Below are 14,485 nucleotides of genomic sequence, written 5' to 3'. Positions count from 1 at the left end.
ACGCCCCCGCCGCCCTCAGGCCGACGTGGTCAGCGGCGGCAGCGCCCCCGTCCTCGCCGCCTGCCCGTACCAGTACGCGCTGGACTTCGGCGTACGGGTGAGGGTGGCGTAGTCGACGTACACGGCACCGAAGCGCTTCCCGTAGCCGTACGCCCACTCGAAGTTGTCCATCAGGGACCACAGGTAGTAGCCGCGGACGTCCGCGCCCTCGGCGATCGCGCGCCGGACCGCCCGGAGGTGGCCGTGCAGATAGGCGATGCGCTCGGGGTCGTGGACCCGGCCGTCCGCGTCCATCTTGTCGTCGTACGCGGCGCCGTTCTCGGTGATGTACAGCGGCAGCCCCGGTGCCTCCTCGCGCGCGTACCGCATGATCAGCTCGTGCAGACCGGTCGGGTCGATGGTCCAGTCCATCTCCGTACGCTCGCCCGGAGTCTGGTGGAACAGGACGTCGTCCGCGCCCGGCCACGGCGAGTGCTCGCTCGCCCCGTGGCCGTCCGCCCGGGGACCCTTGAGATCGGCGTCCGCGGCACCCACCAGCGTGGGCGTGTAGTAGTTCAACCCCAGCGCGTCCAGCGGCTGGTTGGCCGTCGCCAGATCACCGTCCAGCACGAACGACCAGTCCGTCAGCGACGAGGTCGCGGTGAACAGGGTCTCCGGGTACGCCCCGTGCAGCATCGGCCCGTGGAAGACACCGCTGGCCAGGTCGTCGATCCGCCGGGCCGCCGCCAGGTCCTCGGGGGAGTTCGTGACCGGCCGGACCACCGACGAGTTCAGGCTCACCGCGATCGAGTTGCGGGCGGGCATCGCCGAGCGCAGCGCCGCGACCCCCAGCCCGTGCGCCACGTTCAGATGGTGGGCCGCGCGCAGCGACGCCACCGGGTCCGTACGGCCCGGCGCGTGCACCCCGGAGCCGTAGCCCAGGAACGCCGTGCACCACGGCTCGTTGAGGGTGATCCACTGCTCGACCCGGTCGCCGAGCGCCTCGCCCACGATCCGCGCGTACTCGGCGAAGCGGTGCACGATGTCCCGCTCGGGCCAGCCGCCCGCGTCCTCCAACTCCTGCGGCAGATCCCAGTGGTAGAGGGTGACGGCCGGCTTGATGCCCTTCTCCAGCAGCTCGTCGACCAGCCGCCGGTAGAAGTCCAGACCGCGCTGGATCGCCGGGCCCCGGCCCGTCGGCTGCACCCGCGACCAGGAGATGGAGAAGCGGTACGAGTTGAGGCCCAGGTCCGCCATCAGCGCCACGTCGTCGCGGTAGCGGTGGTAGTGGTCGACAGCGATGTCACCGGTCTCGCCACCGGCGGTCTTGCCCGGGGTGTGGCTGAAGGTGTCCCAGATGGAGGGCGTACGGCCGTCCTCGCGCACCGCGCCCTCGATCTGGTACGCGGAGGTGGCCGCGCCCCAGAGGAAGGCGGGCGGAAAGGTCACCGGGGTGACCGGGTTCACGGGTTCAGGCATGGAAGCGCTCCCATAGGTGGTCGGGTAGACCGACGGAGGTGGGTGGGGGGAGTGGAACGGAGGGAGGGAGAGACAGGGGCCGAGGCGGCGGTGACCCGGCCCTGCCGAGGAGACGAACGAAGGCGGACCCGGGCCTCAGCCCTTCACCGCGCCCTGCATGATGCCCCCCACGATCTGCTTGCCGAAGATCGCGAAGACCAGCAGCAGCGGCAGCGTGCTGAGCAGCGCGCCCGCCATGATGAGGGCCTGGTCGGGGGTGTAGCCGCGGCCCAGACCGGCGACCGCGACCTGCACGGTCGGATTGCCCAGCTGGGTCAGGACGAGGAACGGCCACAGGAAGTCGTTCCAGGTCTGGACGAACATCAGCATGCCCAGGACGGCCATCGCGGGCCGCGCGGCCGGGAACACCACGTGCCAGATCACCCGCCAGCTGCCCGCGCCGTCGACGCGGGCCGCCTCGATGATCTCGTCGGGCAGCGCCTGGAGCAGATACTGCCGCATGAAGAACACACCGAACGCGCTGACCAGCGACGGCAGGATCACCGCCTGCAACTGGTCGGTCCAGTCGAGCTTGGCGACCATCATGTAGAGCGGGATCACCTGGAGTTGGGGCGGCACCATCATCGTGCCGATCACGATCAGCATCAGCGCGCCCCGGCCCCGGAACCGCAGCTTGGCGAAGGCGAAGCCGGCGATCGTGGACAGGAAGACGATGGTCAGCGACGAAACGCCCGCCACGATCGTCGTGTTGAGGAACGCCTCGCCCAGATTGGCGTCGCTCCAGGCCACTTCGAGCTTCTCGAACAGGTTCGCGCCGAACCAGAACGGCGGAGGGGTGTCCGCCAGCCGCGCGTTGTCCCGGGAGGCGGCGACCGCCGTCCAGAACAACGGGAAGATCGACACGAGGGTGAACACGATGAGGATGATGTACGCGACGGGGCCCGCGTGATGCTGCCCGCCCGCGCGCGCCGCCTTCGGGCCACGCCTGCGACCGCCGTTCTTCGGCGGCTCGGGCACGGCGTCGGCCGGGGGTTTGGTCATGGTCGTCGTCACGGCCGGTCTCCTAACTGCTGGCGCGCAGCCGGCGCGAGATGACGTAGTTGACGATTCCGACCACGATGAGGATCAGGAACATCGTCCAGGCGATGGCGGAGGCCCGGCCCAGGTGCTGGTTCACCCAGCCCTGCTCGTACAGATAGAGGCCGAGCGTCTGGAACTGGTGCTGGGAGCCGCCGGACGCGCCCTTGTTGGCGTCGAACAGCAGCGGCTCGGCGAAGAGCTGCGAGGCGCCGATGGTCGAGACGACGACGGTGAAGAGGATCGTCGGGCGCAGCGACGGCAGCGTCACATGGAGGAACTGCTTCCAGCGGCTGGCGCCGTCCAGGGCCGCCGACTCGTACAGATCCTGCGGGATGGCCTGCATCGCGGCGAGGTAGATCAGCGCGTTGTAGCCGGTCCAGCGCCAGATGACGATGGTCGACACGGCGATCTTCGAGTACCACTCGCCGTTCTGCCAGTCGATGTGGTCGAAACCGAGCAGCCCCAGACCCCAGTTGATCATTCCGTAGTCGCGGCCGAAGAGCAGCACGAAGACCAGGGTCGCGGCGGCGATCGACGTGGCGTACGGGGCGAGCATCACGACCCGGTAGAACGTCGAGGCGCGCAGCTTGTAGTTGAGGATGTGCGCGATGCCCAGCGCCATCATCAGCTGCGGGACGGTCGAGATGACCCCGATGATCAGGGTGTTCCGCGCCGCGTTCCAGAAGAACTCGTCGTCGAAGATCCGGGTGAAGTTGCGCAGTCCCACCCAGCTCATGTCGGTGGGCGCGGTCAGCTCCACCGCGTGCAGCGAGGCCCAGCCGGTGTAGAGCAGCGGGAACAGGCCGAACGCGACGAACAGCAGGAAGAAGGGGGAGACGAAGGCGTACGGGCTCCAGCGCACGTCCCGCTGCCAGCGGCGGGAGAGCCGGGCCCGGCGGCGCTCCTCGGCCGCGGACTCCACGGGCGGGCGGGCCGGGGCCGCGCCCCCCTCGGTGGGGGGCGCGGCGCTGTCGTGCCGTGTGGGCATACCGGGCATACCGGTCACTTGTCCAGTGCGTTGTCGATGGTCTTGACGGCGTTCTTCCAGGCTTCCTCGGCGGACTTGCCCTGGGTCACGAGGATCACACCGTTGTCGGTCAGGCCCTGCTGGATGATCTGGTCCTTCGGGCCGATCGTCTGGACCGGGATGTTCGCGGCAGCCTCGGCGAAGATCGTGCCGATCGGCGCGTCACCGGTCATGTCGTTCTTGGCGTCCTTCACCGCGGTCGAGTCGTAGGCGGCAGGGGTGCTCGGGAAGCTGCCCTGTACGGCGAAGAGCTTGGCCTGCTGCTCCGGCGCGGTCAACCAGGCGGCCAGCTTCGCGGCCTCCTCGGCGTTCTTGCCGTTCTTCGGCACGGACAGGAAGGAGCCGCCCCAGTTGCCGGACTTCGGCGCCTGGGCGATGTCCCACTTGCCGGCCGCCTCGGGCTTCGACTTGCCCTTGATGTAGCCGAGCATCCACGGCGGGCAGGACATCGCCGCGAACTTGCTGTTGGCGATCGTGGTGTCCCAGGCCGGCTGGAACTGCGTCTGGTTGCCGATCAGTCCGTCCTCGGCGGCCTCTGAGGTGAGGTCGAAGGCGGTCTTGACGGCCGGGTTCGTCTTGTAGATGACCTCGCCGGAGGCGTCGTAGAACCGGTCCTTCTCACCGCTGAGGATCGCCTGCAGCAGACCGCCGGGGGAGTCCAGGAAGGTGGTGCCCTTGGGCGCCTTCGCCTTGTACTGCTTGCCGGTCTCGATGAACTTGTCCCAGTTGCCCGCCCACAGCTTGCCGACCTCCGCGCGGTCGGTGGGCAGACCGGCCGCCTCGAAGAGGTCCTTGCGGTAGCAGATGGCCATCGGGCCGACGTCGGTGCCGACGGCGATCGTCTGACCCCCGGAGGTGGTGGCCTGCTGCCACTTCCACTCCAGGTAGTCGCTCTTCTTGCCGTACTTCGACAGGTCGAGCAGCTTGTCCGACTGGGTCTGGACGATCTCGGCGATATTGCCGACCTCGATCATCTGGATGTCCTGGAGGCCGCTGCCGGTCGTCAGGTGGTTGAGGAGAGCGGGGTAGTAGTTCTCGTTGCGCTCGGTGACGGTCTGCTCGATGTCGATGTCCGGGTGGAGCTTCTCGTACTCCTTGTACAGACCGGACTCCTCGAAGCCCGCGGTGCCGAAGAGCCCCAGGGTGATCTTGGTCTTGCCGCCGCCGCCACCGCCGCCGTCCGACGACGAGCCCTCTTCGTCCTTGCCGTCGTCGGCACAGCCGGCCAGCAGCCCGGCGCCCAGCGCGGCGACGGCCGCGATGGCGACCGCCCTGCGCGTCCTGCGGGCGTTACGGGTGCCCCCGCCCGACCGGAGCCGAGAGTGCGGGAGGGTACGTGCTCGCATTGCGTCCTCCTGATGCCCTGACGTGCCGACCCCCCGGCCAACTGCGTTGTTGGGCCCATTGGTTCATGCTGCGGCTCGGGCGGGGAACGTGCGGGATGTGTAAGTGCCAGGTACTGTGGGAGCGCTCCCACGAGTGATGTGTTGAAGAGTCGTCGGTTCGTGCGGGGGTGTCAAGGGAGCGAGCGCGGAGAGATGTCTTCGGTTATCGGGCTGTTAACTAACCCGGGGGCCGGGGCCGGGCATGCCCGGAAACGGTCGGAAGGGGCGGGGTTGGGCCGGGGTTGGGTCTGGAGCGGGGCTTCGGAGGGCGGCGGGAAGGGGGCCGGGCTCGGGTGTCGGGCCCCGGTGCCGGCCTCTGGCGCGGCCGTCGCCGGACCGTTGGACTCGTGTAACCGGCCGGTCGCCCTGACCTGGACGGCGGCCGGGGCGACCGGCCGATGCCCGCCCGCCCCGTCCCAGGTGTCTCAGGTGTCCCAGGTGTCACCGGGGGCGGTCGTGGCCGGCCGAACCCTCCCCGTGAACCCTTCCCGGACGTCGTACGAGGATCAGGACTGTTAGATTCCACGCCAGCGCGGTGTGAACGGGAGGCGACCATGGTGGCAGGCCACGGAGCACGGGGCCGGAGCGGTGGGCGGCCGACGTTGGAAGAGGTCGCCGCACGGGCCGGAGTGGGCCGGGGGACGGTGTCCCGGGTGATCAACGGCTCGCCCCGGGTCAGCGACGCGACCCGCGCGGCGGTCGAGGCGGCCGTCGCGGAGCTGGGCTACGTCCCGAACACGGCGGCCCGCGCGCTCGCGGCGAACCGCACCGACGCGATCGCGATGGTCGTCCCGGAGCCGGAGACCCGCTTCTTCGCCGAGCCGTACTTCTCCGACATCCTCAAGGGCGTGGGCGCGCAACTGTCCGACACGGAGATGCAGCTCCTGCTGATCTTCGCGGGCAGCGACCGGGAGCGGCGGCGCCTGGCCCAGTACCTGGCCGCGCACCGCGTCGACGGTGTCCTGCTGGTCTCGGTCCACGCGGACGACCCGCTCCCCGATCTGCTGTCACAACTGGAAATCCCGGCGGTGATCAGCGGCCCCCGCTCGGAGCACGAGACGCTGCCCTCCGTCGACTCCGACAACTACGGCGGCGGGCGCTCGGCGGTGGAACACCTGATCGAGCGGGGCCGCGCCCGGATCGCCACGATCACCGGGCGCCTGGACGTCTACGGTGCCCAGCGGCGTGTCGTCGGCTACCGCGAGGCCCTGGAGGACGCCGGCCGCGCGGTCGACGAGCGCCTGATCGTCCCCGGCGACTTCACGGAGGAGGGCGGCCGGAGGGCGATGAAGGAACTCCTGTCCCGCTGCCCCGACCTCGACGCGGTCTTCGCCGAGTCCGACGTCATGGCCGCGGGCGCCCGCCAGGTCCTCCGCGAGGCCGGCCGCCGCATACCCGACGACGTGGCCCTCGTCGGCTACGACGACTCGGCCATCGCCCGCCACATGGACCCGCCGCTCACGAGCGTCCGCCAGCCCATAGAGGAAATGGGCCGAGCCATGATCGACCTCCTCCTCGACGAGATCGCCGACCGCCGCCCGGCGGTGTCGCGGGGGTTGGAACGGCGGCAGGTGGTGCTGCCTACGGTGTTGGTGGCGCGGGATTCTTCTTGAAGCAGGCCATGGTTGCCCATGCGCTGGGGAAGTTCACTTCGTAACTCCCAGTCGGCTGGTGACCGGCAGGAAGGGCCCGGACCCGCATCGCGGCCCGAACCCCGCCTTCGACCAGCCGCGCGCAGCCGGCAACGCGGAGGTGATGTCACCACGCTACGGGCCGGCACTGACATGGGCTGCCCCGACCGGGAGTCGTTGGTTCAGGCGGTCTGGCGGCGTGCCATCCCCCAGGCGAGGTGAGGCGTAGGGCAGCTGTCGCAGTCGCTGTTCGCGTGGCCGTTCTGGTCCAGGGTCCGGCAGGGCAGGTCGGGCAGTTCATTCCGTGGTCCAGGATGCGCCGGTAGGCCGTCTCGGGGTCCTCGTCGGCGCAGCCGTACACCTCCACATGCACCGTGCGGCCGGGGCCTGACCCGGTGCCGAGCCGGCGTTCCTCGGTCCTCTTCGTGGCGCGATGGGCTCTTGAACTGCCTGGGATCGCGGGTCACCAGGCGAGAGAGGGGGTGTCAGCCGGTGGATTCGTCGTCCTTGGCCGCTTCGACGGCCTCGCGTTCGATCACGAAGGACCCCTTGCCGACGACCGTCCGTACGTAACCCATCTCGGCCAGCAGCACCAACGTCTTGCGGGCCGTCCCCCGAGCGATCCCGAACTCCTGCATCAGCCGGTCGACGCCTGGTACGGCGCGGCCCAGCGCGTATGTGCCGTTGTCGATGCGGGAGATGAGGACTGCGGCGAGCTGCAGGTACAGCGGGTCGGCCGCTTCCGGGTCCAGTTCGGCGTCCGGGCCGTAGCCCTTCGGGATGTCCACCATGGCTAGACCGTATGTGCCCATGGGAAACAGGGTTCTTCTGTGTCATGCCATGGCAGGGCATGACCAGGTTGCGCTAACGTCGTCACGACAAGAGAAGACCCCCGCGACGCGGCGAACGTCCGGGGGCATGGCCACCAGCTTCGAAGGAGCTGACGACAGTGAGCATTATCCACGCGTGTCTGCGGTGGGCCCTGGGCGTCGTCGCCCCCGGCACGGGCAGGCGCCGGGCCGCCGTTGCCTGCCCGGCGGCCGGATCGCCTCCGGGCCCTCGACCGCGTACGGCGACCGCGGCCCCGCAGCGGCTACCGGTCCGGCGGTCCCCGTACGGCCTCCACGGTCCGCTCGACGGCGGTGCCACCGTCATGGTCCGGCCGTACGTCGTCGAGTCCGAGCGGGAGGAGGCGCGGCAGGCGCGGCGTCGGCTCGCGCTGGTGCTCGCGGCGGACTTCGGGATCGATCTCGACGGGCATGTGGTCGGTGCGGAGGCGGTGGCGTGATGGGTGCTTGCGAGCCTGCGGGGTGATGGGGTGCATTGGATCGTACGTGCAACTGCGGCCGGTCGGTGGTGGCAGAGAGTGGGATGCCCGACCGGAACTGCTCAGGCCGGTGACGCAGGCGGAAGCGCTGACTGAGGGCGTCGCCAGAAGCAATGCGCGGTCGAGAGGGGAAAGGTTGTAGAGGCCGGCCGACGGTCTGTGTGCGTGTGGCAGTACGCCCCATAGCCCCACCATGGATGGGGCTATGGGGCGTACTGCCGACAGCCTGGCCCCGATGCACGACTTCGCGGTGCGCGGCATGCACCTCGGCGGACCCCGGTCTACGAACTACGAATCGAGACCACAACGATCGAGCGCGGTACGGACCCGGTCGAGCCCCTCCTGCCTCCAGTGGTCCCGGGCGGGCATCTGGTCGTCTCGGCGCCAGCGCCAGGCTGCGAACATTGCCCAGTTGAGGGCGCGGCACTGGTGAATCAGGCCCTGGTCAGCCCCCGCATAGTGCTTGCCCACTTCTTCGGGCGCATGGCCGAGGTCGAACTCGATCGGCCCGCGGCAGCACGTGGCGAGGTCCACGAAGAGCGGCCCGCGCCTCGTGTTCAGGAGGTTGCCCGGATGCGGCTCGCCGTGCAGGAGTTGGTCGCCCGCTCTGTCGGCGCCGATCGCGGCGCTCAGTCCGCTGAGTGTGTGGGAGAGGAGTTCCCGGTCGGAATCGGGCAGTTCGGGGGAGTGCTCCCGGTCGTTCACCTGTCTCAGTGCCGCAGCGACTCGTTCGGTGAAATGCGGTGCGTCCAGATCGCTCCGGCGCAGGGCGGCATGGTGGCGCAGGAACACGTCTGCGTAGTCGGCCGGCGCGATCGCTGATCGCACAGGTTCGTAGTAGGTCCAGAGCGAGACGGCGAAGGCGTCACGCACATGGACTCGGGCCTCGACCCGAGGGTCGAGCTCGGCCACCGGAGCGTCGACGTCGGCGAGACGGCGAGCGACCTCTACCTCGAACTCGGAATCAGCCAGATGCCCCGAAGGCGCGACCCGAGCCAGAACATCGCAAGGGACCAGGTGCAGCGCGACGCGGTCCGAGTTGTGGATGACGATCGCGTCGTCGACCCGAAGTCCCAGTTCTGAAGCGGTCGCCCGTCCCGCCGCGACCGCGAGGCGGAGTTCCACTGGCTCCATCTGGTTCTCCCTCGTTGTTGAGTGCACCTACACGCGCACACGTGGCGATGAGCATCGCAAAACGGGACCTGTGTAGCTCAACGCCATGCGGGAGTACGGGAGTTCGCGGACGCGTGGCATGGCTGAGAGGCAGGGGCTCGTGAGACCGGCACCCGCCCTGCCGTGCCACGATGCTCCTCGCTGACATGGGCGGCCCCCAATCGGGACACGTGTCCTTGCCGGGGCGAGGCCCCGCCCGCCCCCAGGAACTCATGGGGCGCGGGGGCGAGCGGGCCTGGGTGCGAACGCGGGCGGCGCCCCGTGAGCAGGACGCCGCCCGGTCACCTGCCATGTCCCTCCGCTTTCTCGGCCGTCAGCGGCGGTGGAGGCGGAGGGGAGACCCGCGTCAGCCGAAGAGAAGGCTGACGCGGATGAGCAGGTCCTCGTCCCAGTCGATCTCGCCGCGGATCAGTACGAAGCCGTCCTGTGGAACGACGTTGTAGGTGTGCGTGGTCGCCGACCCCAGCTGCGGGATGTTGCTGCCGGGGGTGCACTCCGTCAGGGACGCCCACAGCAGGTTCCCGGGTACGGCCCCCGGAATGTTGACCCTCAGGTTGAAGATGCGGTGCGCCCGGAAGAAGGCCCACCACGCGCCCGACGCGGCCAACTCCACCGCGTCGCCCGCCCGCTCGGCGTCGACCGTGATCACACCGTCGGCCTCGACCACCTGTTCTGACTGTTCGGCTGCCATCCCTCTCTCCCCTCTCAAGGCAGCACTGCTCCTGCGGTCAGGCACATCACCATGCTGCCTCCACCAGGATCCCGGACTCACCCATGACGGAAAAGTACGCGCTTTGGCCACTACCTCACTGTTTATCCCTCTGAATACTCATCATTCGGATAGGCGGCCTGTGTGGGGACCGGATCGAGGGTCCGTCGGAGGCGTACCTGGTCCGGATCGGTGATGTCTTCCGGGTCTTCGGGAAGCAGGACCCGGGGTGTGTGGCGTACGGCGTGCGGTTGCCGGGGCCGGATGGTGAGCGGTGGTTGGTGAAGGCGGCCGTCGAGGGGGCGGGGCTGCGGTCGTTGCGGCGGGCATGGGGTTTTCATCGGGCCGTGCGGCATCCGGTGATCGTCCCGCAGGTGCACCGGATCGCCCTCGGGGAGGGGCTCGCCGTCGTCATGCCCTGGCGGGAGGGGGAGGTGCTGTACGGCCCGGCGCAGCGCGGCCGAGGGGACCGTACGGGCCCGGGCAGCCCGATGGCCCGCTTCCGGGCGCTCCCGCACGCCGGGGTCGAGGCGGCCTTCGCCCGCGTTCTCGACGCCCATCTCGATGCCCATCTCGCCGTCCATACCGCCGTCCATACCGCCGGATACGTCGCCGTGGACCTCTACGACAGGGCGCTGCTGTACGACTTCGTCACCCGCGAACTCCACCTGATCGACCTCGACGAGTACCGACCCGGCCCCTTCGTGCCGGACGCCGAACGGCTGCCGGTGTCGACCCGTTTCATGGCGCCGGAGGAGTTCGAGCGGGGTGCGGTCATCGACATCCGCACCACGGTCCACGCCTTGGGCCGCACCGCCCGCCTGTTGCTCGACGCGGGCGACGAGGAGCGTGCCTGGCGGGGTACGGCGGCCCAACCGGCCGTGCTGGAGCGGGCCGTGCGTCCCGACCCCGGTGAACGCTTCGCGGGGGTCGGCGAGTTCGCGGACGCCTGGCGCGGTGTGGCCGAGGGACGGGGCTCCTGAGGCCGCCTCCCGGCCCGCCGTGCCACGATGCTCTTTCGCACACCACTTCCAGGGGGACCCATGCGCACCCGTGTCACCGTCTTACTCGCCGCCACCACGCTTCTCTCGCTCACCGCGTGCACGTCCGACGACGGGCCGAGCGGAGCCGAGGAGAAACCGTCCGCGAGTGCCGAGCGGCAGCCGAGCGCCATGCCCAGCCGGTCCGCGGCTTCGGATGCCGACACCGCCGGCCTCGAAGCGGCCGTCCGTGCCTACGCCGCCGCGTACTACGCGAACGAGCCAGACACCACCTTCGGCATGCTGTCCGCACGTTGCCAGAAGCAGATCACGCGCGAGGGCATGGCCGTGCTGACCGAACGGGCCGAGCAGACCGAGCGGGCCATCGGTGACCACGAGCCGAAGGAGGTGAAGCGGTTCGCGGTCGACGAGATGTCGGGCGACTCGGCCCGCGTCTCCTACGGCGTCGGCATGCCCAAGTTCGACCAGAAGCGGGAGCCGTGGGCCCGCGAGGCCGGTGTCTGGCGCTACGACTCCTGCTGAGCCTGGCCCCGGTACGCGAACGAGCCCCGATCCGTTCCCGGATCGGGGCTCGTTCCTTCAGGGTGAGTGACGGGACTCGAACCCGCGGCATCCTGGACCACAACCAGGTGCTCTACCAGCTGAGCTACACCCACCATGACCGGCGGTTCATCCGAAGGTTTCACCGACCGGCCGAGAAAAAGTGTACAGGGTCGGAAGGGGTGCTCGCGCCCGCGTTTCGGTGGGGGCCGTCCGGGGCCCGGCAGGGCCCCGTCCACCCGGCTACCCCGCGGGCAGGACGTGCTTCGCGGCGATCGTGCGGGCCGTGTCCGAGTCGGGCCCGGGGTGCGGGACGAAGATCGCCTCGCGGTAGTAGCGCAGCTCGGCGATGGACTCGCGGATGTCGGCGAGGGCCCGGTGGTTGCCGTTCTTCTCGGGGCTGTTGAAGTACGCCCTCGGGTACCAGCGGCGGGCCAGTTCCTTGATCGAGGAGACGTCCACGATGCGGTAGTGGAGGTAGTCCTCCAGGGTCGGCATGTCCCGCGACAGGAAGCCGCGGTCCGTGCCCACCGAGTTGCCGCACAGGGGGGCCTTGCCCGGTTCCTTCACGTGTTCCCGTACGTACGCCAGGACCTGCGCCTCCGCGTCGGCCAGCGTCGTACCGCCGGGCAGTGCGTCGAGGAGGCCGGACGCGGTGTGCATGGCGCGCACCACCTCCGGCATGGTCTCCAGTGCCGAGTCCGGCGGGCGGACGACGATGTCGACACCTTCGCCGAGCACGTTCAGCTCGGAGTCGGTGACGAGGGCGGCCACCTCGATGAGCGCGTCGTCGGACAGCGAGAGGCCGGTCATCTCGCAGTCGATCCACACCATGCGATCGTTCATGTGTCTCACCTTACGGCCCGTGACAGCCGTACGGCCCGGTCCCGCACCAGGGTGATCACCGGGTGATCGGGTGCGGGACCGGGCCGTCACACAGCCGTGCGGCCTACGGCGCGCTGCGCTGGCCCGGCAGGCGGCCCGTCGCGTACAGCTCCGGCTTGGCGCCCTCCGTGGAGAGGGACGCCGACGGCGCCAGGGTGCTCGCCGCGGCCGTGCGCCGGGCCTGGAGCGGCACCGGGGCGTGCTCCGGCGACACCGGGGACGGCCCCGGGACGCCGTGCGGGCCGTCGTGGTGGTGGTCGCTGTGCTTCTCGCCCTGCGGACGCCGTGCCCGGTACGCCGCCCGGTACGCCGCCGGGGACGAGCCCAGCTGCCGCCGGAAGTGCCCGCGCAGCGCGACGGGGGAGCGGAAGCCGCAGCGGCCCGCCACCTCGTCCACCGAGTAGTCCGACGTCTCCAGCAGACGCTGTGCCTGCAGCACGCGCTGAGTGATCAGCCACTGCAGGGGAGCGCTCCCGGTGAGCGAGCGGAACCGGCGGTCGAACGTACGACGGCTCATGTACGCCCGTGCCGCGAGCGTCTCCACGTCGAACTGCTCGTGGAGGTGCTCCAGCGCCCAGGCGACGACCTCGGCGAGCGGGTCGGCGCCGATCTCCTCTGGTAAAGACCGATCGAGATAGCGCTCCTGGCCGCCCGATCGGCGTGGTGGGACCACCAGACGGCGGGCCAGCGCGCCGGCCGCCTCGTTCCCGTGATCCGTCCGCACGATGTGCAGACAGAGATCGATTCCGGCCGCGGTGCCGGCCGATGTCAGTACGTCGCCGTCGTCCACGAAGAGCTCTCGTGGATCGACGTGTACGGACGGATAGCGCTTGGCCAGCGTCGGCGCGTACATCCAGTGCGTCGTCGCGGGCCTGCCGTCGAGCAGACCGGCGGCGGCCAGCACGAACGCGCCGGTGCACAGCCCGACGATGCGGGCACCCTCTTCGTGCGCTCGGCGCAGTGCGTCGAGCGCCTCCTCCGGCGGCGGTGAGGTGATCGAACGCCATGCGGGCACGACCACCGTGCCCGCACGCGAGATCGCCTCAAGGCCGTTCGGTGCGGTGAGTTCCAGGCCCCCCGTGGTCCGCAGCGGGCCTTCCTCGCCCGCGCACACCAACAGGCGGTAGCGCGGTACGCCGGCGTCCTGGCGGTCGATCCCGAACACCGACAGTGGTATGGAACTCTCGAAGATGGGGCCGCCGCTGAACAGCAGCACCGCGACGATCTCCTTGCGGCGTCGCCCGGACAGCTTCCGGGCCGCGGCTTCCGGCGCGGCGGTGGAGTCGTGGCTCATACTGCTAAGCCCCCCTCGGTGGTCGCGGCTCCTCGGTTGTGTCGCTCCTGCACGTTTCCCCTTGGTCCTGCACGAGTCCCCCGCCGTAAGACAGTCATGATCGAATCTACTGTGTCCCGTGGTGCCGGCGTGACCAGTTCGGCATCCGGCACATTGTCGACATGGCAACTTGGCGTGAAGCATTCGATCACGAAGCGTTGCACTCGTGGGCCGTGCAGGGAAGTACGCCTCGTCCCAGTGGCCGGTCCACGTAGGGTGCGCGCGGCCCCTGGACCCCTTTCAGCGCAGGTCGAACGGGGGGTGGAGGGGTGTTCGACCAAGGGATGTGCAGGTGGCCGAAGTTGGCTGAAAAGATACGGGGGTGTGCGCGGAAACCGGTCAGTCGACCGGCGTACTCGGGCCGGAGTTCCGTCCGCCCCTGTGCGCCCCGGAAGCGGAGCGTCCGCGTCGGCCGTGCCGGGGGGTGCGATCTTCGGTCATCGAACGGGCCGTGCGGGCCGCGCGGGCCGCTCCGCGTTCGGACTGGCGCAACAGGACCCGGCAGACGCCGGTGACCGCGGCGAGGCCCAGGGCGGCGCCTGTGGCGCCGGCGAGGGAGGTGCCGTACCAGACGAGGACGACCGGGACGAGGACGCAGCTGAAGGCCGCCCAGCGGACCACGTCCGTGGCGGTGTCCGGCGCGGGGGCGGGGGCGTCGTGCGGGGGCTGGGGGGAGTGGGGGGCGGTCGGGGGGAGCTCGTCGGTTTCGGGGGCGGATCGGGGCGCGGTGCGGTGTGCGGGCACTGCGGGCTCCCTCCTGTACTCCCTCGGGGTCGGCTTACCGGGGTTCAACGCGTGTTCGACCTGTCGGTCACTGGTACCGCCCGCACTGCTTGTGCTTCTTGATCGCGGTGTCGCCGCGCCCACCGGTGCGACCCCTGGTGGCAGGACTGCCCGCGGTGGGGGCGACTGCGCGGGCAGCGGCGGGCCCCTGCC

14 protein-coding genes and 1 tRNA gene are annotated in these 14,485 nt (G+C 70.1%); 4 read left to right on the top strand and 11 right to left on the bottom strand.

All coding sequences use genetic code 11. From position 1 onward, the window contains the following. Positions 1-15: 15 nt before the first annotated feature. The 4 genes from F9278_RS16865 to F9278_RS16850 form a co-directional block, all read right to left on the bottom strand. Entirely contained in the window at positions 16-1,458 is a 1,443-nt protein-coding gene (locus F9278_RS16865) for a GH1 family beta-glucosidase (protein WP_152169094.1), read from the bottom strand. A 135-nt stretch (positions 1,459-1,593) separates the two neighbouring features. Further along, on the bottom strand, positions 1,594-2,511 hold the full coding sequence (locus tag F9278_RS16860; RefSeq protein WP_152169093.1) for a carbohydrate ABC transporter permease: 918 nt from the start codon (positions 2,509-2,511) through the stop codon (positions 1,594-1,596). A gap of 10 nt (positions 2,512-2,521) precedes the next feature. After that, complete coding sequence (locus F9278_RS16855; RefSeq protein WP_152169092.1) at positions 2,522-3,526, bottom strand: carbohydrate ABC transporter permease; 1,005 nt, start codon at positions 3,524-3,526, stop codon at positions 2,522-2,524. 14 nt (positions 3,527-3,540) lie between these two features. Continuing rightward, on the bottom strand, positions 3,541-4,911 hold the full coding sequence (locus F9278_RS16850) for an ABC transporter substrate-binding protein (RefSeq protein WP_152169091.1): 1,371 nt from the start codon (positions 4,909-4,911) through the stop codon (positions 3,541-3,543). A 596-nt stretch (positions 4,912-5,507) separates the two neighbouring features. Between F9278_RS16850 and F9278_RS16845 the strand changes: the two genes are divergently transcribed. Beyond that, positions 5,508-6,563, top strand: a complete 1,056-nt coding sequence (locus F9278_RS16845) for a LacI family DNA-binding transcriptional regulator (protein ID WP_152173907.1) — start codon at positions 5,508-5,510, stop codon at positions 6,561-6,563. 503 nt (positions 6,564-7,066) lie between these two features. On the opposite strand, the gene F9278_RS16840 is transcribed toward F9278_RS16845, so the two are convergent. Further along, positions 7,067-7,372: a GntR family transcriptional regulator gene (locus F9278_RS16840; RefSeq protein WP_152169090.1), complete on the bottom strand. Its 306-nt coding sequence runs from the start codon at positions 7,370-7,372 to the stop codon at positions 7,067-7,069. A gap of 158 nt (positions 7,373-7,530) precedes the next feature. On the opposite strand from F9278_RS16840, the gene F9278_RS16835 reads away from it, so the two are divergent. Next, positions 7,531-7,869, top strand: a complete 339-nt coding sequence (locus F9278_RS16835; RefSeq protein WP_152169089.1) for a hypothetical protein — start codon at positions 7,531-7,533, stop codon at positions 7,867-7,869. 327 nt (positions 7,870-8,196) lie between these two features. Here F9278_RS16835 and F9278_RS16825 read toward each other — a convergent pair whose 3' ends face one another. Next, the gene (locus tag F9278_RS16825; protein WP_152169087.1) at positions 8,197-9,042 is read right to left on the bottom strand and encodes an aminoglycoside phosphotransferase family protein; all 846 of its coding nucleotides are present in this window, start codon (positions 9,040-9,042) and stop codon (positions 8,197-8,199) included. Positions 9,043-9,427: 385 nt separating this feature from the next. Continuing rightward, positions 9,428-9,772 (bottom strand): hypothetical protein, encoded by a 345-nt coding sequence (locus tag F9278_RS16820; protein ID WP_152169086.1) that lies wholly within the window; start codon positions 9,770-9,772, stop codon positions 9,428-9,430. A 143-nt stretch (positions 9,773-9,915) separates the two neighbouring features. Here F9278_RS16820 and F9278_RS16815 point away from each other — a divergent pair, with 143 nt between their 5' ends. Continuing rightward, on the top strand, positions 9,916-10,773 hold the full coding sequence (locus tag F9278_RS16815) for a serine/threonine protein kinase (RefSeq protein WP_152169085.1): 858 nt from the start codon (positions 9,916-9,918) through the stop codon (positions 10,771-10,773). Positions 10,774-10,833: 60 nt separating this feature from the next. Continuing rightward, a complete protein-coding gene (locus F9278_RS16810; RefSeq protein WP_152169084.1) occupies positions 10,834-11,313 on the top strand; it encodes a hypothetical protein in 480 nt (159 codons plus the stop codon). A gap of 61 nt (positions 11,314-11,374) precedes the next feature. Here F9278_RS16810 and F9278_RS16805 read toward each other — a convergent pair. From F9278_RS16805 to F9278_RS16790, 4 genes are all read right to left on the bottom strand, one after another. After that, a tRNA-His gene (locus F9278_RS16805) sits at positions 11,375-11,447 on the bottom strand. 127 nt (positions 11,448-11,574) lie between these two features. Beyond that, entirely contained in the window at positions 11,575-12,177 is a 603-nt protein-coding gene (gene orn, locus F9278_RS16800) for an oligoribonuclease (protein WP_152169083.1), read from the bottom strand. A gap of 103 nt (positions 12,178-12,280) precedes the next feature. After that, entirely contained in the window at positions 12,281-13,510 is a 1,230-nt protein-coding gene (locus F9278_RS16795; RefSeq protein WP_152169082.1) for a helix-turn-helix domain-containing protein, read from the bottom strand. 378 nt (positions 13,511-13,888) lie between these two features. Continuing rightward, the gene (locus F9278_RS16790) at positions 13,889-14,293 is read right to left on the bottom strand and encodes a hypothetical protein (protein ID WP_152169081.1); all 405 of its coding nucleotides are present in this window, start codon (positions 14,291-14,293) and stop codon (positions 13,889-13,891) included. Between the last annotated feature and the right edge of the window lie 192 nt (positions 14,294-14,485).

This window comes from Streptomyces phaeolivaceus (assembly GCF_009184865.1).
Taxonomy (GTDB): domain Bacteria; phylum Actinomycetota; class Actinomycetes; order Streptomycetales; family Streptomycetaceae; genus Streptomyces; species Streptomyces phaeolivaceus.
The sequence above is the reverse complement of the archived record's forward strand: the minus strand, read 5'-3'. Positions and strand labels throughout refer to the sequence as shown.

Bases quoted from the DNA above. Each gene is read 5' to 3' on its own strand.
- F9278_RS16865 (WP_152169094.1), bottom strand. From the start codon at position 1,458: ATGCCTGAACCCGTGAACCCGGTCACCCCGGTGACCTTTCCGCCCGCC.
- F9278_RS16855 (WP_152169092.1), bottom strand. From the start codon at position 3,526: ATGCCCACACGGCACGACAGCGCCGCGCCCCCCACCGAGGGGGGCGCG.
- F9278_RS16850 (WP_152169091.1), bottom strand. From the start codon at position 4,911: ATGCGAGCACGTACCCTCCCGCACTCTCGGCTCCGGTCGGGCGGGGGC.
- F9278_RS16840 (WP_152169090.1), bottom strand. From the start codon at position 7,372: ATGGTGGACATCCCGAAGGGCTACGGCCCGGACGCCGAACTGGACCCG.
- F9278_RS16825 (WP_152169087.1), bottom strand. From the start codon at position 9,042: ATGGAGCCAGTGGAACTCCGCCTCGCGGTCGCGGCGGGACGGGCGACC.
- F9278_RS16820 (WP_152169086.1), bottom strand. From the start codon at position 9,772: ATGGCAGCCGAACAGTCAGAACAGGTGGTCGAGGCCGACGGTGTGATC.
- F9278_RS16810 (WP_152169084.1), top strand. From the start codon at position 10,834: ATGCGCACCCGTGTCACCGTCTTACTCGCCGCCACCACGCTTCTCTCG.
- orn (WP_152169083.1), bottom strand. From the start codon at position 12,177: ATGAACGATCGCATGGTGTGGATCGACTGCGAGATGACCGGCCTCTCG.
- F9278_RS16795 (WP_152169082.1), bottom strand. From the start codon at position 13,510: ATGAGCCACGACTCCACCGCCGCGCCGGAAGCCGCGGCCCGGAAGCTG.